The organism is Cellulomonas sp. NPDC089187, assembly GCF_040685135.1.
Classification (GTDB): Bacteria; Actinomycetota; Actinomycetes; order Actinomycetales; family Cellulomonadaceae; genus Cellulomonas.
The window spans coordinates 218,044-236,192 of the sequence record NZ_JBFBHI010000004.1 but is presented as its reverse complement, the minus strand read 5'-3'; the positions used below and the strand labels follow the sequence as shown (position 1 = coordinate 236,192).

Annotated in this window: 13 protein-coding genes and 1 pseudogene; 9 read left to right on the top strand and 5 right to left on the bottom strand. The window is 68.7% G+C overall.

Annotated features, from left to right (window positions below; genetic code table 11):
• The first annotated feature begins 60 nt into the window (after positions 1-60).
• A complete protein-coding gene (locus AB0N78_RS12320) occupies positions 61-630 on the top strand; it encodes a TetR family transcriptional regulator (RefSeq protein ID WP_363390470.1) in 570 nt (189 codons plus the stop codon).
• Here AB0N78_RS12320 and AB0N78_RS12315 read toward each other — a convergent pair whose 3' ends face one another.
• Positions 631-1,020: a PTS sugar transporter subunit IIA gene (locus tag AB0N78_RS12315; protein ID WP_363390467.1), complete on the bottom strand. Its 390-nt coding sequence runs from the start codon at positions 1,018-1,020 to the stop codon at positions 631-633. It abuts the gene before it with no gap.
• 16 nt (positions 1,021-1,036) lie between these two features.
• Between AB0N78_RS12315 and AB0N78_RS12310 the strand changes: the two are divergent.
• The 6 genes and pseudogenes from AB0N78_RS12310 to AB0N78_RS12285 form a co-directional block, all read left to right on the top strand.
• Positions 1,037-1,288, top strand: a pseudogene (locus AB0N78_RS12310) (family 1 glycosylhydrolase); the annotation flags it as partial.
• Between the two features lie 37 nt (positions 1,289-1,325).
• On the top strand, positions 1,326-1,595 hold the full coding sequence (locus AB0N78_RS12305) for an HPr family phosphocarrier protein (protein WP_363390464.1): 270 nt from the start codon (positions 1,326-1,328) through the stop codon (positions 1,593-1,595).
• A gap of 557 nt (positions 1,596-2,152) precedes the next feature.
• Positions 2,153-2,446: a hypothetical protein gene (locus AB0N78_RS12300; RefSeq protein ID WP_363390461.1), complete on the top strand. Its 294-nt coding sequence runs from the start codon at positions 2,153-2,155 to the stop codon at positions 2,444-2,446.
• A 475-nt stretch (positions 2,447-2,921) separates the two neighbouring features.
• Positions 2,922-3,194, top strand: coding sequence for a hypothetical protein (locus AB0N78_RS12295; protein ID WP_363390458.1), 273 nt, complete (start codon positions 2,922-2,924; stop codon positions 3,192-3,194).
• Between the two features lie 812 nt (positions 3,195-4,006).
• On the top strand, positions 4,007-6,589 hold the full coding sequence (locus AB0N78_RS12290) for an ATP-dependent Clp protease ATP-binding subunit (protein WP_363390455.1): 2,583 nt from the start codon (positions 4,007-4,009) through the stop codon (positions 6,587-6,589).
• A gap of 445 nt (positions 6,590-7,034) precedes the next feature.
• On the top strand, positions 7,035-8,081 hold the full coding sequence (locus AB0N78_RS12285; RefSeq protein ID WP_363390453.1) for a LacI family DNA-binding transcriptional regulator: 1,047 nt from the start codon (positions 7,035-7,037) through the stop codon (positions 8,079-8,081).
• A gap of 43 nt (positions 8,082-8,124) precedes the next feature.
• Here the strand turns inward: AB0N78_RS12285 and AB0N78_RS12280 are convergent, their stop codons facing one another.
• From AB0N78_RS12280 to AB0N78_RS12265, 4 genes are all read right to left on the bottom strand, one after another.
• Positions 8,125-8,889 carry an ATP-binding cassette domain-containing protein gene (locus AB0N78_RS12280; protein ID WP_363390450.1) on the bottom strand — a complete coding sequence of 255 codons (765 nt, stop codon included), beginning with the start codon at positions 8,887-8,889 and terminating at the stop codon, positions 8,125-8,127.
• A 179-nt stretch (positions 8,890-9,068) separates the two neighbouring features.
• On the bottom strand, positions 9,069-11,723 hold the full coding sequence (locus AB0N78_RS12275) for a choice-of-anchor Q domain-containing protein (protein ID WP_363390447.1): 2,655 nt from the start codon (positions 11,721-11,723) through the stop codon (positions 9,069-9,071).
• A 249-nt stretch (positions 11,724-11,972) separates the two neighbouring features.
• The gene (locus AB0N78_RS12270) at positions 11,973-14,657 is read right to left on the bottom strand and encodes a choice-of-anchor Q domain-containing protein (RefSeq protein WP_363390444.1); all 2,685 of its coding nucleotides are present in this window, start codon (positions 14,655-14,657) and stop codon (positions 11,973-11,975) included.
• Between the two features lie 223 nt (positions 14,658-14,880).
• Positions 14,881-16,329, bottom strand: coding sequence for a sugar porter family MFS transporter (locus AB0N78_RS12265; RefSeq protein WP_363390441.1), 1,449 nt, complete (start codon positions 16,327-16,329; stop codon positions 14,881-14,883).
• 255 nt (positions 16,330-16,584) lie between these two features.
• Between AB0N78_RS12265 and AB0N78_RS12260 the strand changes: the two genes are divergently transcribed.
• Together AB0N78_RS12260 and AB0N78_RS12255 are read left to right on the top strand one after the other, a co-directional pair.
• Positions 16,585-17,190 (top strand): hypothetical protein, encoded by a 606-nt coding sequence (locus AB0N78_RS12260; RefSeq protein ID WP_363391454.1) that lies wholly within the window; start codon positions 16,585-16,587, stop codon positions 17,188-17,190.
• Between the two features lie 337 nt (positions 17,191-17,527).
• The gene (locus AB0N78_RS12255) at positions 17,528-18,148 is read left to right on the top strand and encodes a DUF47 family protein (protein WP_363390438.1); all 621 of its coding nucleotides are present in this window, start codon (positions 17,528-17,530) and stop codon (positions 18,146-18,148) included.
• Position 18,149 lies beyond the last annotated feature (1 nt).

The window sequence follows — 18,149 nt, the reverse complement described above, 5'->3', positions numbered from 1 at the left end:
GTTGGTTGTACTCTCACACCGATTCGCGCAATATCCAAACGAGTAGTTGGAGTTTGTCGTATGGCATGGGACACAGAGCGCACCCGAGCACGCCTGTTGGACGCGGCAGTCACCGAGTTCGCTGAGCATGGACCCGCAGGCGCTCGCATCGACCGCGTCGCCGCCGCGGCCGGGGTGAACAAGGAGCGGATCTACTCGTACTTCGGCAACAAGCACAAGCTGTTCGACGCGGTGCTGGCGCACGAGCTCGACCGTCTGGCCCAATCCGTCCCGCTGACCCCCGAGCTCGCCGAGGACCTCGGGGCCTACGCGGGGGCGGTGTACGACTACCACCACGGGCACCCCCACCTGCTCCGACTGATGGCCTGGGAAGGACTCGCCGATGACGGACAGCTGCTGCCTGACCAGCGACTGGGTGCCTATCAGGACAAGGTGACGGCCATCGCCACCGCCGGGCATGACACGTTGGATGCGCAGGTCGTGCTCACCGCCGTGCTCGCGCTGTCCTCCTGGTGGTTCACCGCGCCACAAATGGTCCGGTTGGTCACCGGGCGGACCGAGCGGGATGCCGAAGCCGAGCGGGCGGCGCTGGTGGAGTTGGTTCGGCGGGTCACGCAGCCGACGCCCTGATCAGCCGTCCAGCAGCTCCGACAACGCCTGGACGAAGCCCGGATGGGAGTCTGCCCGGTCCACCAGAGTCTGCACCGCGGCCGGGTCGCTGAGTACTCCGATCAGCTGGTCCAGTGCGTCCCGGAACAGTGTGCGCTGGGCGGAGCTGACCGCGACCAGGAGGACGAGTCGGACTCCGCGTTCTCCCCAGGGGATCGCCTCGTCCGTGACTAGCACCGCGATGCCGGTGCGCGCGGCATCCATGTACAGCGAGTGCGGGACGGCGAACTGCTCCCCGAAGGCCGTCGACGAGCGCTGCTCCCACAACTCGTTGACGTAGCCGTGTGCGGTCATCCGCTGGCACAACCGAGACACCGCGGCCTCCGGACTCGGCACCGATGACTGATGCACGAACAGCGACGACTACCGGATCGACTACCTGCGCGAGCACATCCGGGCCACCCGTGACGCCATCCGCGACGGCGTCGAGATGATCGGCTTCTTCCCCTGGGGGCCCATCGACATCGTCAGCTGCTCTTCCAGCGAGACGGGTAAGCGCTACGGGTTCGTCTACGTCGACCTGGACGATTACGGCAACGGCACCGGCAAGCGGCTGATCAAGGACAGCTACCACTGGTACCGGCGCGTCGTGACCTCCAACGGCGAGCAACTCGACTGACACTCGAACCCCCATACCCGCTTCGGAAGGAACACCCATGGCCACTCGTCAGGTCGCCGTCGCCTCCTCGGTCGGACTCCACGCCCGCCCCGCCTCCCTCTTTACCCGCGCGGTGCAGGGGCACGGGATTCCGGTCACCATCGCGAAGGAGGGCGGCAACCCGGTCAACGCCACCAGCCTGCTGATGGTGATGGGGCTCGGGGTGAAGCACGGGGAGACTGTCGAGCTGGCGTCTGATGCGGAGGGGGCGGAGGCGGTGCTGGACGAGTTGGTGGCGATGCTGTCGCGGGATCTGGACGCGGACTGAGGCCTGCAACGGCTGCGGCCCGGCGCCCGGTGGGGTGTCGGGCCGCAGGTGTGTGGGCGGGAGTGTGCGGATACCTCGCGCGGGGGGATCCATGTCAGCTCGACGGGGGGGCTGGTGGTCCGGGGATGGCCGAGGCGAGGCCACTTAGGAGCCGGGACTCACCCCCGCACGCGGGAAACGGACCACGGACTCCTGCACTCCGGCCAAGCCGCTCACTTTCCTGCGCTGCCGGGTTCTGATCCGTCCGCGAGACCCGCGCGTACCCAATCTTCACCGTCAGCCACCGCTCGTCCCCGAAAACGCTACCGGCACGGATCCGGATTCGGGACAGGGTTGCGGGACGGTGGATCTCGGCGTGTCGGGCTGGTCACGTGCCCCGCCGCGGAGCGACCCGGAAACGATCAGTTCCGGACCGTTGTAGGTTGCCACAAGCACGTTCGCTGAACCCGAGGTGCCGCGACCTGGGGTGCTTGCTCTAGGGGTCTGAGCGGGAGGCCTACCATCGGCCCGGGCGGACGCTCGATCCCGATCCCATGGCTAGATGTGGAGGTATCGACTTGCCAGCCTTGTCCGAGTACTCGAATGTCGAGGCGTCCGCGATCGAAGTTCTGCGCCGGAAGGGGTTTCAGGTGTGGCGGGACGCTCAGCGCGAGTGCTATGGCGCTGAGCGTGACGGATGGGACTTCTTGGCGGACTCGCCGACCGCGCTTCTAGGGCTGGTGGGGCTCTTTGAGTACATCGGACCCGACGTCCATTCTGAGTACTGGTGGCGAGTCGCCCGCGACGACAGCGACCTGCCCAACAGGCCGCATCCGTACACGTCCGTGATCCACCGCCGTTCCAACGCCTGACTCGCCAGGATCTGATCAAAGCCGGGACGGTGTGGGCTGGCGACGTCGACCTTCGGATTGGATGCTCCGCTCTGTTGCTGGCCAGGTCTGCCCGATACCGGAGCGAGGTCCGGAACCGGTGCGCTGCGGGGGGCCCCAGAAACCTCGACCGATTCACAACCAGTTTCGAACCGGTCAACGTGTCTGGCCTGTCACGTCGCGCCGCCGAACTGAGGGGACCGAATCGGATCGTTACTGGACCGTGCTCGCAGCGCGCCGGTCCGCACACCCCGTGGAGGTCGCCGGGCCTGCACCGCTTGGACGTCGGAACGTGTTCGGAATGCCGTGGGTGCATGAGCAACACAACGTAAGCACTCGGCGCAGGTCTTCGCTGAGGCCGAGGAGCGCCCGGTGACGGTCACTCGGCGCGACGGGGGAGTCGCTGGTGCTCATGTCACGGCGTGAGCCCGAAAGCCGTGCCCGCCTGCTGAACCTCGTGGCTCAGCTGATCACGGTCACGACCCAGGACGCCGGCACCCTGGCCTCACGGATGTCAAAGACCTTCCCGTGGATGCTCGCCCTGTCGGAGACGCATCGGGCGCGCTGCGCTCAGGACCTCGTGGATGCTGCACGAGCATCGTTCGCGGTCGACCAGCCGCACCTGGCTCTCGCGGAGCTGATGTCGTGGAAGCAGACCGCTACGGCCTTAGCTGCGGGCCTGGGGTCGACCGACCTCGAATGGCTCGATGAGCCGGTTGAGCGCCCGTAACCGTGGCCGCCGCGAAAAAGGGCGAGCTGGTTCCCCGCCCGCCGAAGAAGATCGAGTACGAGATTCGATTCGGGACCACCCAGGCAAGGTCGGGAGGGCGCGACCTGATGGGCAGACACACGAGCGGTGGCGGCACAGCCCACGGCCCAGGGCGCTATCGATGTCGCGATATTGCCGGTCGTGACGTCCGGAACCATGTCGGTCGCGCCCGAGCTCCCCCCACAGGGTCGTCCAGCCACGTGCCCGGTAGGCCGCGGGACTCGTGTCGCACGGCCAGTGCTTGATCTAGAGTGTTTCTCAGCGTTACTTCGACGTATCCGATGTCGGTCAGCAGGGCACCGGCGACCTGGGTGTTCCAGATGTCGAGCTCGGTCGCGCGATCCTCGAGGTAGTGCGCCAAGCGTGCAGCGCTGAAGCGCGCGCTCAGCAGGTCGAACTCGTCACGGTCGTTGACATCGACTGCCATGCCTGCCCTCATACCCTGATGACAACACCCCGGAACCGTCCCTGTAACTCCTGATGGAGTCGATCAAACGGGCGGGGTTTTTGTGCGTCGGATGAGCGGCTTCACCTTGTGCTGATGAGCACTGTGCCACAGGCAGTCACGAGGGGATCGGCCAGTTCGATCCCACGTACTCCTTACTGCGGGTTCTGACGGAGGGCGGACGGCAGCGGCTGACCCGCATCACGCCAGCGGCGAACACGGGACGCCCAGCCCCACCCCCGCCGTTAGCATCGAACAACGCCAGCCCTCGGTGTGTCCGGCCAGCACCTGTCCGGCCCTCCGGGGACGCCGCTCGTGAGGAGTGCACATGTTCGAGAGATTCACCGACCGTGCCCGTCGGGTGGTCGTCCTCGCCCAGGAAGAGGCGCGGATGCTCAACCACAACTACATCGGGACCGAGCACATCCTCCTGGGCCTGATCCACGAGGGGGAGGGTGTCGCCGCCAAGGCGCTCGAGTCCCTGAACATCTCGCTGGACGCTGTGCGCGCGCAGGTGCAGGAGATCATCGGGGAGGGCCAGCAGGCTCCGAGCGGGCACATCCCGTTCACCCCCCGCGCCAAAAAGGTCCTGGAGCTGTCGCTGCGCGAGGCCTTGCAGCTCGGCCACAACTACATCGGCACCGAGCACATCCTGCTCGGCCTGATCCGTGAGGGCGAGGGTGTCGCCGCCCAGGTGCTGACCAAGCTCGGTGCCGACCTGAACCGGGTGCGCCAGCAGGTCATCCAGTTGCTGTCCGGTTACCAGGGCAAGGAGCCGGTCGCTGCCGGCGGCCCGCAGGAGGGTCAGCCCTCCGGTTCCGCGGTGCTCGACCAGTTTGGTCGCAACCTGACCCAGGCCGCCCGTGAGGGCAAGCTCGACCCGGTCATCGGGCGCGAGAAGGAGATCGAGCGGGTCATGCAGGTGCTGTCCCGCCGCACCAAGAACAACCCGGTGCTGATCGGTGAGCCCGGCGTCGGTAAGACCGCGGTCGTCGAGGGCCTCGCCCAGGACATCGTCCGTGGTGACGTGCCGGAGACGCTGAAGGACAAGCAGCTGTACACGCTGGACCTCGGTGCGCTGGTCGCCGGTTCCCGGTACCGCGGTGACTTTGAGGAGCGCCTGAAGAAGGTGCTCAAGGAGATCCGCACCCGCGGCGACATCATCCTGTTCATCGACGAGATCCACACCCTGGTGGGTGCGGGTGCCGCCGAGGGCGCGATCGACGCCGCCAGCATCCTCAAGCCGATGCTGGCCCGCGGTGAACTCCAGACCATCGGTGCGACCACCCTCGACGAGTACCGCAAGTACATCGAGAAGGACGCCGCACTGGAGCGCCGGTTCCAGCCGATCCAGGTCGCTGAGCCGTCGCTGGCGCACGCCATCGAGATCCTCAAGGGCCTGCGCGACCGCTACGAGGCGCACCACCGGGTGTCCATCACCGACGGTGCCCTGGTCGCCGCCGCCACCCTGGCGGACCGCTACGTCAACGACCGGTTCCTGCCGGACAAGGCCATCGACCTGGTGGACGAGGCCGGTGCTCGACTGCGTATCCGCCGGATGACCGCACCGCCGGAGCTCAAGGAGTTGGACGAGCAGATCGCCGATACCCGTCGCGACAAGGAGTCGGCGATCGACGAGCAGGACTTCGAGAAGGCCGCGCGTCTGCGCGACGAGGAGAAGCAGCTCGGGCTCAAGCGCCAGGAAAAGGAGAAGGCCTGGAAGTCCGGTGACCTGGACGCCGTGGCCGAGGTCGACGAGGAGCTGATTGCCGAGGTCCTGGCGCTGGCCACCGGCATCCCGGTGTTCAAGCTGACCGAGGAGGAGTCCAGCCGTCTGCTCAAGATGGAGGACGAGCTGCACAAGCGTGTGGTCGGGCAGGACGCCGCGATCAAGGCGCTGTCGCAGGCGATCCGCCGGACCCGTGCGGGCCTGAAGGACCCGAAGCGCCCGGGTGGTTCGTTCATCTTCGCCGGGCCGACCGGTGTTGGGAAGACCGAGCTGGCCAAGGCGCTCGCCGAGTTCCTGTTCGGGGACGAGGACGCGCTGATCCAGCTCGACATGTCCGAGTTCTCCGAGAAGCACACCGTGTCGCGGCTGTTCGGTTCGCCCCCCGGCTACGTCGGCTACGACGAGGGCGGTCAGCTCACCGAGAAGGTGCGTCGTCGGCCGTTCTCGGTGGTCCTGTTCGACGAGGTCGAGAAGGCTCACCCGGACATCTTCAACTCGCTGCTGCAGATCCTCGAGGACGGTCGCCTGACCGACTCGCAGGGTCGGGTGGTCGACTTCAAGAACACCGTCATCATCATGACCACCAACCTCGGCACCCGGGACATCGCCAAGGGCGTGCAGACCGGATTCCAGGCCGGTGGCGACCTGTCCACCTCCTACGAGCGGATGAAGGCGAAGGTGAACGACGAGCTGAAGACCCACTTCCGCCCGGAGTTCCTCAACCGCGTCGACGACGTGGTCGTCTTCCCGCAGCTCTCGCAGCCGGAGATCTTCCAGATCGTCGATCTCATGGTCGCCAAGCTGGACGCCCGCCTGCGCGACAAGGACATGGGCATCGAGCTGACCGAGGCCGCCAAGACCCTGCTGAGCGAGAAGGGCTACGACCCGGTGCTCGGCGCCCGGCCGCTGCGCCGCGCACTCCAGCGGGAGATCGAGGACGTCCTGTCCGAGAAGATCCTGTTCGGCGAGCTGCACTCCGGCCAGCAGGTCATCGTGGACGCCGAAGGCGAAGGCCTGCTCGGCGAGTTCACCTTCCGCGGCGAGGACCGTGGCCCCCGGGCCAAGGAGCCGGTCTCCGTGGGCGCGACCTCGTCCAGCAACCCGGCCTCCGGCACCGACGTGCCGCCGGCACCGCCCATCGCGTCCTCGGGTGACGGGGGCACGGGGCTCATGCCTGCGTGACGATTCGACGCTGAGGGCCGGAACTCCATGCGGAGTTCCGGCCCTCAGTTTGTGGACAGGCGGTGGGTATCGTTCGGCGGGTCTGACGAGACTCCTCGCGCTGTCGGGCGGTGTTGCAGGACAGGCCGGGTGCCCCGCACGCGGGGGGCGGCCTCCACCCTCCTGCCGCGAGGTCAGCTCGCTCGGGGCTCACCCCCGACGCGGGGAACGGACGCCGTTTCCGAGCGGATCGGCGCGGGCTGGTCCGGCTCCCTTGGGGCTCATCCCCGCACGCGGGGAACGGACACTTCCTGACCAGCAACAATACCCGCCCCCCACCCGATTTTCCTTCACTTCTCGCCACCCATCACCCCACCCCGCTACTCATGTGACTGGCGACTCATCCGGGTGCAACCACCCCGATCTGCGCTGTCTCTCCGCTGGGAATGGGCCTACCGTCGGTGTCATGCCACGCCCTGTGACGCTCAGCGATGTTGCACGCGAGGCCGGTGTCTCCCTCGCCACCGCCTCTCGTGCGCTCAATGGCAGCGCGACCCGCACGGTGGGGCCGGAGTTGGCGCGCCGGGTGCGGGCTGCGGCGGACAAGCTCCGGTATGCGCCGGACGGGGTGGCTCAGGCGATGGCGCGGGGCCGGACGAACGCGATCGGCTTGGTGGTGGCGGATGTGTCGGACCCGTTGTTCGGGGCGATCACGTCGGGGGTGAGTGCTGCCGCGGATGAGGCTGGGTTGAGTGTGACGCTGGCCAGTACGCGGGAGGTGCCGGGCCGGGAGGCGACGGTGATCGACGCGCTGGCGCGGCAGCGGGTGCGCGCGATGGTGCTGGTGGGGGCTGCCACGGGCAACCAGGAGGCGGACATGGCCTCGTTGCGGGCGTTGGAGTCGTATCTGGCGGCTGGGGGTTCGGCGGCGTTGATCGGGGCGAGTATGCCGGGGACGAGTGGGGTGGATGTCGCCGACCATCGCAGTGCGTCCCGGTTGGCGTTGGAGCTGCACGCGTTGGGGTATCGGCGGTTCGTGGTGTTGGCGGGGCCGGAGCGTCCGGGTCGGGGTGCGGAGCGTCTGGCGGGGTTTGTCGAGACATTGGCTGTGGTGGGCGGTGAGGTGGTGACCGTGCAGCGGATGCCGGAGCCGACCCGGGAGGCGGGGGAGCAGGCGATGGCCGAGGTGCTGGCGTCGGGGGTGCTGTCGGCGGAGGCGGGTGCCGGGGTACCGCTGGTGTTCGCGATCACGGATCAGGCGGCGTTCGGTGCGATGGCGGTGCTGCGTCGGGCGGGGGTGTCGGTGCCGGAGCAGGTGGCGGTGGCCGGGTTTGATGACAATCCGGGCGCGGCGGAGGTCACGCCGTCGTTGACGACGGTCCGGTTGCCGCTGGTGGAGGCCGGTCGGGAGGCGGTGGCGTTGTCGCTCGCCGGTGAGGTGGGGCGGACGGTCGTCCTCGACGGTGAGCTGATGGTGCGGGACTCGACGCCGGCGGTGGGGTCGCCAGAGTAGGGGCGTGCAGTGTGCGGGACCCCGGGGTGGATCCTCAGGGTTGCTAGCGCAGTCCGCCGATGGCGTCGGGCAGGGCTTCGGCCAGGGCGCGGGTCTCCGCGTGCTGCGGGTCGGCCATGAGGTGTCGCACTGGTCCGCTCTCGACGATCCGGCCCTCGGCGAGGACGTGGGTGGTCGCGGTGAGGCGGTCGACCATGCGCAGGTCGTGCGAGACGACGAGCAGGCCGACACCGGCGTTGGTCAGCTCGGCGATCCGGTCGGTGACGGTGTCGCGCAGGGCGAGGTCGAGGGCGGTGGCGGGTTCATCGAGGATCAGGATCTCCGGACGGGTGGCGAGTGCGTTGGCGAGCACGACTCGCTGACGTTCTCCGCCGGAGAGTGACTGGAGGGTCCGGGTCAGGAACCGGGGTTCCATGCCGACGGTGGCGAGCACGTCCTCGGGCTGCTGACCGGTGGCGAGTCCAGCCTTGCGGGCGTCGCCGAGGGTGTTGAGCAGCAGTCGCTCGACGGTCATCCGCGGGTCAGCGCCGGACAGCCCCTCCTGATGGACGGCCCGAACTGTGGCGCGGAAGCCCTTCTTCTCTTTCCGGGAGAGCCGGGTGACGGTCCGACCGCCGTAGGTCGCGCGGCCCTGCGTGGGCTTATTCAAGCCGAGTAGCACCTGGATCAGCGTGGACTTCCCGGCACCGGAACGCCCGATCAGCCCGACGGTCTCCCCGGGGGCAATGCTGAGATCGATGCCGGCGAGGACGGGGGCGCCCCCGTAGCCGGCCCACACGTCCTGAGCGGTCAGCGCGGTGCCGCTCATCGCTGAGCCTGCGGGTGGGGGAGGGAGCTGAGGTGCACGATCGTCCTTTCCGTCGACGGGTGAACGTCCGATCGGGGCCCAGGGTTCCACGCTCACGGGACAGAAGACGAGTGGGCCCCGTCGACGTGCGACGGGGCCCACTCGTGTCGACCGGCGCGGGCCGGACGACGATCAGGTGCTCAGTGCGTGGAGCGGCGTGCCCGCAGGCGGAGCAGTGCGCCACCGAGGGCGGTGAGTGCCAGTGCCCCGAGGGCCAGAGGCAGAACGGTGCGGCCGGTGACGGCCAGGACGCCGGAGCGTACGGCTGGCTCGGCGCTCGCGGTCTCGTCCTCCGGGGTCGGGGCCGGGGTCGGGGCCGGGGTCTGGTTCTGCGGGGGGTCGACGGGGTCCGGTCCCTCGCCGCTGGCCGGCGGGTCGATCACGGACGGGCCTTCGCCACCGGTCGAGGCGGCCTGGTGGATCGTGACGGTGCCGTCCGCGGACTGCCCGCTCGGGGTGGTCGCCCGCACGGTGAACCAGGTGTCCGCACCGTCGGTGACGGCGAGCGTGTCGATCGCGATCTCGATGGTGGTCACGCCGGCCGGGAAGGTGATGGTCTCAGTGGGCGACAGGTAGTGGGTGCCGAGCACGGCGGTGCCGTCCGGGGCCGTGAGCGCGACGTCCAGGGGGTAGGTGTCGGTGTCGGCTCCGGTTCGGGTGAGGGTGAGGACGGCGGTGGTGCCACCGTCCACGGTGACCTCGGGGGTGATCGTGACGGTGCCGGGCTCGATCTCGACCGCTCCGATGTCAGTGCTGGAAGCGGGCCGGGCAACACCGCGCTGGTCGGTGGTGACCTCGGTGCGGGCTCCGGCGGAGTCGATCAGAGGGCTGCCGGGCAGGGGGGCCATGGTCGGGGTGGCACCGCCGTTGTCCTGGAGCGGGCCGAGCGCGAGGGTCGGGTCCACGCCGCCGAGGGTGGCATCGTCGACTGTCACACCGGTGAGATCGCCGACCTCGCCGGTCAGCGCCGAGCGGGTGACGTGGGCGTTGGGGCTCGTGGTGATCAGGCCGGTGCCGTCCAGGACGGAGGCGTCGATGGTGACCTCGCCGGTGGTCTCACTGGAGACGGCGTTGCCCCCCACCACGGTCGTGTAGGCCACGGACAAGGGTCCGGCGTTGCTCGACCGGTGGCTGATCAGGGCTGCGTCGCTCGGCTCGCGGGCGACCACGGTCGTGTTCACCACGGTGCTGTCCGCGTCGGTGGCCAGCTCGATCGCGGCGGCGGAGGCCCATTCGACGGAGGACCCGAGGGCGACGGTGGTGTTCTCGATCAGCACGGAGCCGTCGATGCCGGTGCGTGAGTAGCCCGCGTTGTCGATGCTCAGGGTGCTCTCACCTGACCCGCTCAGGTGCGAGCCGGAGACGGTGGTCTCGGCGAAGGCCGCGCTGCGCACATTCAGTGCGGACAGGCCCTGGGGGCCGTCCACGGTGGACAGCACGCTGTCGGTGACGCTCAGACGGGACCCCTCGGTCGGTGTGCCGCTGACGATCACGGGGCTGCTGACCTCCGTGATGGTGCTGGTGCGCACGGTGACGTCTCCGAAGGCGTCGTCCACCAGGAGGCCGGTCGTGTAACTGTCGCTACGGGAGCCGGTGATCGAGATGTCCTCGAACACGGCGGGACCAGCCGGCAGGCCCTCATCGTTGCGACCGAGACCGACCACGCTGATGCCGACGGCGGTGCCCTCGGCCCGGATTCCCCGCATCTCGACCCCGCCGAGCCCGAAGAAGTTGGTGACAATGCCGGAGGAACGGATTCCGGATTCGCTGGGCGGGGCGACGAAGCTGGAATCGGTGATGGATAGCGTCTGCGCGGCTGCTCCGGCGCTGATGCCGTTGACGGCCAGACCCTCCATGAACAGGCCGCTCACATGCAGGCGATCGACCGTGACTGATCCGGCGATCTCACCCAGCACCGGGCCCCGGGCGACGCCCTGGCTGTCGTTCTCGACGGTGACGTCGGAGATTGCGACGTTGCCGTTGACCCGGAAGAAGGACATCCCCGCAGGACCGGTCTGCCGGACGCCAGCGATGCGCACATTGCCGGAGATGTCCTCCAGCCAGACGGCGGCATTCGAGTCGGCGGCAGCGGACAGGGTGGTGTCCTCGATGACGATGTCCCCGTCGAACCGGTATCCGTACACCAGCGAGGGGCTCAGGGTGCTGTTCCGGATGATCAGGTCCCCGCCGAGCTGGCTGACGGTGAGGGACACGGTGTCGGGGATGACGACGCCGTCCAGGACGACATCGCCGGAGATCGATTCGAACGAGGCAGAGTGGTAACTGCCCTCCGCGACGCGGTAGGTGACATCGGTGAGGTGTACCGAGCTCGCTGCGGTGTAGCCCAACCCGATGTCCCCCAGGGTCAGGCCGCTCACGGTCAGCGCTGAACCGGCTGTGACGCTGAGCCCGAGGTCGACGGTGCCGGTGAGGGTGGTGAGGGAGCTTCCCGCGCCGATCAGGGTGATGTCACCGTCGGCGACCAGCGGTGAGCTGAGGGTGAGGACCGGCACGCCGGGGTCGATGCTGATCGCCAGGCCGGTGCCTTGGGTGGCCGCGACCGCCTCGCGCAAGGAGCCGGGTCCTGCGTCGTCACCGGTGGTGACGGTGGCACCGACCGGGATGGCGGTGCGGACCGCGGGAATGGCGGCCGCCGCAGTGACGGGCACGGGGCCAGCGTTCGGGGTGGCGGCGAATGCCGGGGTCGCGTCGAGGGCGACGGCGGACAGGCAGCCGAGACCGAGCACGGCGGTTGCGAGACCGGCGGTGAGGCGACGGGCGGGCACAGGCGTCATCGAGGACTCCGGAGTAGCTGATCGAGGTGTTTGGCGAATGCCTGGCGTGCAGGGCGGACAGGCGACTGAGTCAAGAGTCGACTAGTTCATGGGCGTTGACGTGGGATATCGGGTGCCGCGCGTACCTCTGCTCCGGGATTCCAGCGAGTGCAGGGCCGGAGTGAGTGTCGTGCTGGCGTGGCTTGAGTGACCGACAGCGGCCCGACCTCTCGGGTGAGAGGTCGGGCCGCTGGGTGGAACGGTGCGGGCTCAGGCCCGGCGTCGCCGGGCGAGCCAGGCCAGGCCCGTGCCGAGGGCCAGCACAACGGCGGCCAGTGCCCCCAGGCCCAGGCCGGAGCCCGTCACGGCCAGGACACCGGAACGCACGGTCGGCTCAGGGCTGACGGTGACTGCGGTCCCCTCACCCTCCGGCGTGGCCCCTGCCCCGGCCCCGGCCCCCGGAATGGTGTGCTCGGGGGGTGTGGGTCCCGGGTCAGTGGGCGTCGGCTCGGGGTCGGGTGTCGGCTCAGGGGTGGGCTCGGGGTCCGGTGTGGGCTCCGGCTCGGGATCGGTGACGGGGCCGCCCTGCTGGATCGTGACGGTGCCGGTGGCTGGCTCGCCCGAGGGTGCTGCGGCCTGCACGGTGAGGGAGGTGTCGTCCCCGGCGACCGCCAAGGTCTGCACCGGCAGTTCCAGGCTGGTCTGGCCGGGGGCGAACTCCACGGTCGTGGCGGGAGCGAGGTAGTCGACGCCCTCGATCGCGGTGCCGGAGGGCACGTCCACGGTGACGGACAGCGGGAAGGTGTCCACATCCAAGCCGGTCCGGGTCAGCGCGAGTGTGGCGGTGTCGCCGCCGGTAACGGTGGCATTGGTCAGGGCGAGGGTGCCGGCGTCGATCTCGACGGCTCCGATGTCGGTGCCGGAGGTGGGGCGGTTGACCCCACGCTGATCGGTGACGACGTCGGTACGGTCGCCCGCCGCGTCGATCAGCACACTGCCGGGTTGCGGGGCCAACGTCGGGACGGGACCACCGTGGTCCTCCAACATGGAGAGCAGTCGGTCGTCCTCACCGACGGAGTAGAGGTTGCCTGAACCCAGCGTGGCTCCTGCTGCGGTCGCCTGGTCGGCGGTATCCGCCAGCGCGGACCGGCTGATGGTCAGCGGTGCCCCGGATGCGGAACTCACACCGGCGTCCAGCACGCTGGCGTCGATGGCGAGCGCGGCAGCCCCGGCTCCGGCGACCACGGGCCCGCCGACCAGGGTGCTGTAGTCGATCCGCGCGTCCGCCTGCGCATCGAACCGGGCGGTTGCCGGTCCAGCGTCCCATGCGACCAGGGTGCTGTTGGTCAGGCGCACGTCCAGACCGGCGGCGATGGATGCGACGGCCATCGAGGCATCACCCGACCCGAGCTCCAGAGTGCTGCCATCCACGGTGAGCACGGGCGAGGTGCTGCCGGTTGAGGTCGCCACACGCAGGACGTCCGCACCGATGTTCTGGACGGTGGAGGAGGTGAGGGCCAGCTGCGTGTAGGGAGTGCCGCTGACCGCGATGCCGGGCGTCCCCGATGCCTGGGTGGTGAAGGTGCTGTCCGCGATGGTGAGCGCGGCACCGGCTTCCATCGAACGGGGCGCGATGGAAGCGAACTGGGTGAGATCGGTCATGGTGACCCGTCGCAGCTCCACGGGTGAGCCGATGCCGGTGACCTTCAGGCCGGTGGTGGTTGTCTCAGTCAGGGACTCGATGCTGACGTCCTCGAACACCAGCGGCTGGGCTGCGCTGTCATCGCCCGGGTAGAGACCGCCCGGTGAGTCCAGGCTGATCCCGGTGCCGACGTGCTGGATCTGCACATCACTGATCGAGCCGCCGCCACGTCCATAGCCGGAGGTCACGATGCCGGTCGACCAGCTGATCGGCAGGGTGGGATCACGCCGCAGCTCGACGTCGGAGATGGTCAGGATGTTCTGCGCGTACCCGTCCATCGCGTTGACGCTGATACCGGCGATGAAGTTCCCCGACATTCGCAGACCGGTCACGGTGACCGCGCCCTTGGCACCGATGTTCGGACCCTCGGACTGGTCGACGAGGTTGGAGTTCTCGATGGTGACATCGGTCAAGGTGACATCGCCCTCGACGTTCCCGAAGGTGAGCCTGGTCCCGTCGGTTTGCGTGAGACCGGTGACGGTGACGTTGCCCCCGACCGTTCCGGCACCGATGTGACCGGGGAACTCGTACGCGGAGACGTCGTGGACCACGTTCTCGATCAAGACGTCGTTCACGACACCTTGGGCGGCCAGGCTGCTACCCACAAAGCTGTCGCGCACGATCAGGTTCCGGACATTGCCGGTGGCTACTTGGACCGAGGGGAGGATCGTGACCCGGTCGAGGGTCAGGTCACCGGTCACGTTGAAGTAGTTCACGGACGGGAGGCGCTCGCCAGCGATCGTGACGTCGGTGAGAGTGAAGGCGTCGAGGTCCCGGAGGTCCGTACTGACGTCGATGAGCGTCACGCCGCTGAACGAGATCGAGGCACCGGGCTGCCCCGTGAGTGAGTAGGTCGTGTCCAGGGACCACGGCACGCCGACGATGGACGTGCTGTCGGCACCCTGTCCGATGATGGTGACGTCACCGGTGATGGCCATCGTGTCGTCCAACTCGATCCGGGAGACCCCGGCATCAATGCTGATCGCCTGCCCGGTGCCCTGGGTCGTCTGAATGGCCTCCAGAAGCGAGCCCGGGCCGGAGGGGCTCTCGGTTGTGACAACCGCGCCCACCGTGGCGGTGGCGGTGACGGGAATCTGCGCGCCGACCGTCCGGGCGGGGGTCGAGTGCACGCTGGCGGGTTCGGCAGCAGCGGCGACCGGTAGGCCGAAGGAAGTGACTGCCCCCATGGTGAGGGCGCACCCGGCGAGGGCGGCGGTCACCTGGGGGGTGGAGGGCAGCAGGCGGCGTGGCACGACGGACTCCAGTGGATGGGGGTTTCTCTGGAGGAAGGGTCGCTGGGGAACTCGTGCGTTGCGTCGGCAAACCGGGGTCTGTGGGTGCGTTTCGGTGGTCAGGACAGTAACTTTTGGCCGCGCTTGAGTGTCGTGCGTGCCACTTTGAGGGGCTTGTGTGACGTCTGGGGGTGACGGCGGAGGCTCCTTCGCGCGTCGACCCCACGAAATGGGGCCCGCGGGATCAGGACGCTTTCGCCCCCCGCACCGACGGCAGCTCGTCCATGTCCTCCAGCTCCAGCCCCTTGGTCTCCGGCACCTTGCCCAGCACGAAGACGAAGGACAGCCCCGCGAAGACCGCGTACATCAGGTACGGCCCGGTCGCCCCGAACTGGTCCAGCAGCGGCGGGAACGTCACCGTGATGACAAAGTTGGCGATCCACTGTGCGGCGGCGGCCACACCGAGGGCTACCGCGCGGATCCGGTTCGGGAAGATCTCCCCCAGCAGTACCCAGACCAGCGGACCCCACGAGGCTCCGAAGAAGATCACGAAGGCATTGGCGGCGACCAGCGCGATCGGACCCCACACGCCGGGCAGCGACACGTCTTCACCGGAGCCGGAGGACTGGGTGAACGCGAGGGCCATCGTGGCGAGCGCGATGGTCATGCCCGCCGAGCCGATCAGCAGCAGCGGTCGACGGCCGATCTTGTCGATCAGCGCGATGGCGATGAAGGTGACGACCACGTTGGTTACCGAGGTGATGGTGGAGACCAGGAACGACTGGCTCTCGTCGAATCCCACGGCCTGCCACAGCGTCGTGGAGTAGTAGAAGATCACGTTGATCCCGACGAACTGCTGGAAGACCGACAGCAGAATGCCGACCCAGACCACCGGCAGCAGACCGAATCGCGGTCCGCGCAGGGTGGCCTTCTCCGCGATCTCCTCGTCCTTCTTGATGCCCTTCTCGATGGCGGCGACCCGCTCACGGGGGTCCTCGTCGTCCCCGAGCACCCGGGACAGGACCTCGACGGCCTCATCGTGGCGGCCCTTGGCGACCAGGTAGCGCGGCGACTCCGGGATGCGTAGCGCGAGAATGCCGTAGACCGCGGCGGGGATCACGGCGACCAGGAACATCCAGCGCCATGCCTCCCAGCCCAACCACAGCACCTCGGCGGCACCCCCGGCCGCCTCCTGAAGCAACTGGTCGGACAGGAGGGCGGCGAAGATGCCGAGCGTGATCGCCAGCTGTTGCAGCGAGCCGAGCCGACCGCGCAGTGCCGCCGGGGCGATCTCCGCGATGTAGGCCGGCGCGATGACCGAGGCGATGCCGATGCCGACACCGGCCAGGATCCGCCAGATGATCAGGTCCCAGACGCTGAAGGCAATGGCGGACAGGATCGAGGAGACAAAGAACAGCACCGCGCCGAGCACCATCACCTTGGTGCGACCCCAGTGGTCCGCGAGCCGTCCACCGGCCCAGGCACCCGCGGCACACCCGAGCAGGGCGACGGCCACCGCGAAGCCGGTCAGCGTGGACCCCAGCCCGAATTGCCCCTGGATTGCATCGACGGCGCCGTTGATCACGGAGCTGTCGAATCCGAACAGGAAGCCACCCACGGCGGCGGCCACCGCCAGCCCGATCGCCTTGTTGTGCGCCGGGTGACGCCCCTGCGCGGTACTGCTGCCAGCCATGACATGTCCTTCCGATGCGCGGGACCGCCCGGCCGGTGCACATCGTTGGGCGCCGGTCGAGGGCCGGTCCCACCCTTGACCAGGTGGACGCATCCCGCACCCGGAACGCGCGACGGGGACGCTATCGACGGTGCGCAGAGCGCGCGCGGTGAACAGGTGTGAGCCTGCACACGGGTTCGCGGACCGGCGCTGCGGAGCGCAGAATCGACGGTGATGTCTGCTGACCAGCCCCGTCCCCGCTTCCGTCGTCCGGCCATGCTCGACCCGCAGGAGGCCGAGCAAATCCCCGGTGGGATGGATCCCGCGCTGCGCTCACGGGTGGCACACACCACCGCCGCGACGCTGGTGCACGGTGGCCGCGCGGGTGCGGAGGACGACCCGGCGCTCCTGGACCGGCTGGTCCGCCTGGTGGAGTCCGAGGGCTTGGACACTCTGGCCGCACTGTGGTCGGACTGCCCGGCGACGACGCTGCCCGGCACGCTGTGGCGGCTGTACGTGTTGCGGGAGTGGGTGCGGCGCGACCCGGCGACCCTGGCGGAGCGGTACCGGTTGGGCATTGAGGCAGCGCAGGTGCCCCATGTGGTGGCCGGGGTGGTGTCGCCGCCGGGGCCGCATGAGTTGCGCGAAGTGTTGGACGCGGTGCTGTCCGGTGTCTACACCGGTGACCTTGCGGTGGCGCTGGAGCGCGGCGGCGCGTTCTGCCGGGTGCTGGCGACCGGGGCGGCCTTCGATGCGGACCATCTGGACTTCGCGGATGCCGAGGCGGCGAACCGGTTGACCCGAGGTGCGGACGGGCTGCTGCGGACCGCGGAGGAGTTGGAGCACGCGGCCGGGCTGTGGCGCGGCGGTCTGCTGGAGTGACGGCGGACGGGTGGGGTACCTCACGCGGTCCAGCGGGTGACGATCTGGGTGTCCTGAGTAAAATGGACCCAGACGTCGGGCCGCGGTAGCCCCGGGCTCCAATTTCAGCCGCTTCGAGCGGCCACGCGCCGAGAGGCGCTTCCCGGTCCGGCGTCGCCCTCTTCCGAGATGGTGAGCGACGTAGCTCACACCTCGGGTGGGACCTCTGGCGCAACCTCGGGCGAGTTCGCCGCGCGGAGCCGTTTCGTTCACCTGTCGTTCATCTTCGGGGTTGCGTGTTCACCGGCTGGCTGCCCTAGCCTGTGCCTGACCAGAGCCCTCTCACCGGGAGCGTCCCGTGCGCCTGCGCCTCACTCCGCGCGACACCTCGTTCTTCGATCTCCTCGCCGCCTCCGCGGCCCACCTCGTCACCGGCGCGAATCTGCTCGCCGAACTGCTCGGGGCGGACCGCCAGGCACGCAAGGCGATCGCCAAGCAGATCAATGAGGTGGAGCACCTCGCCGATGAGGCGACCCACTCGATCATGCGGCGGCTGAACCAGACCTTCGTCACCCCCTTCGACCGGGATGACATCTACGGCCTGGCCTCTGCGCTGGATGACTGCATGGACTTCATGGAGGAGGCGACCGACCTCATCGTCCTGTACAAGCTGGACGAGCTGCCCAAGCGGGTCTCCGACCAGGTCCAGGTGTTGCAGCGTTGCGCGGAGCTGACCGCCGAGGCGATGCCGAAGCTGCGCTCGATGGACTCCCTCGGTGACTACTGGGTCGAGGTGAACCGGCTGGAGAACCAGGCGGACAAGTCGCACCGCAAGCTGCTGGCCCAGATGTTCGACGAGATCGCCGACCCGATCCTGCTGATGAAGCTGAAGGAGGTCGTCGAGAAGCTCGAGGACGCGGCCGACGCCTTCGAGAAGGTCGCGAACACCGTCGAGACCATCGCACTCAAGGAGTCCTGAG

Bases quoted from the DNA above. Each gene is read 5' to 3' on its own strand.
- AB0N78_RS12320 (WP_363390470.1), top strand. From the start codon at position 61: ATGGCATGGGACACAGAGCGCACCCGAGCACGCCTGTTGGACGCGGCA.
- AB0N78_RS12305 (WP_363390464.1), top strand. From the start codon at position 1,326: ATGGCCACTCGTCAGGTCGCCGTCGCCTCCTCGGTCGGACTCCACGCC.
- AB0N78_RS12290 (WP_363390455.1), top strand. From the start codon at position 4,007: ATGTTCGAGAGATTCACCGACCGTGCCCGTCGGGTGGTCGTCCTCGCC.
- AB0N78_RS12285 (WP_363390453.1), top strand. From the start codon at position 7,035: ATGCCACGCCCTGTGACGCTCAGCGATGTTGCACGCGAGGCCGGTGTC.
- AB0N78_RS12280 (WP_363390450.1), bottom strand. From the start codon at position 8,889: ATGAGCGGCACCGCGCTGACCGCTCAGGACGTGTGGGCCGGCTACGGG.
- AB0N78_RS12275 (WP_363390447.1), bottom strand. From the start codon at position 11,723: ATGACGCCTGTGCCCGCCCGTCGCCTCACCGCCGGTCTCGCAACCGCC.
- AB0N78_RS12265 (WP_363390441.1), bottom strand. From the start codon at position 16,329: ATGGCTGGCAGCAGTACCGCGCAGGGGCGTCACCCGGCGCACAACAAG.
- AB0N78_RS12260 (WP_363391454.1), top strand. From the start codon at position 16,585: ATGCTCGACCCGCAGGAGGCCGAGCAAATCCCCGGTGGGATGGATCCC.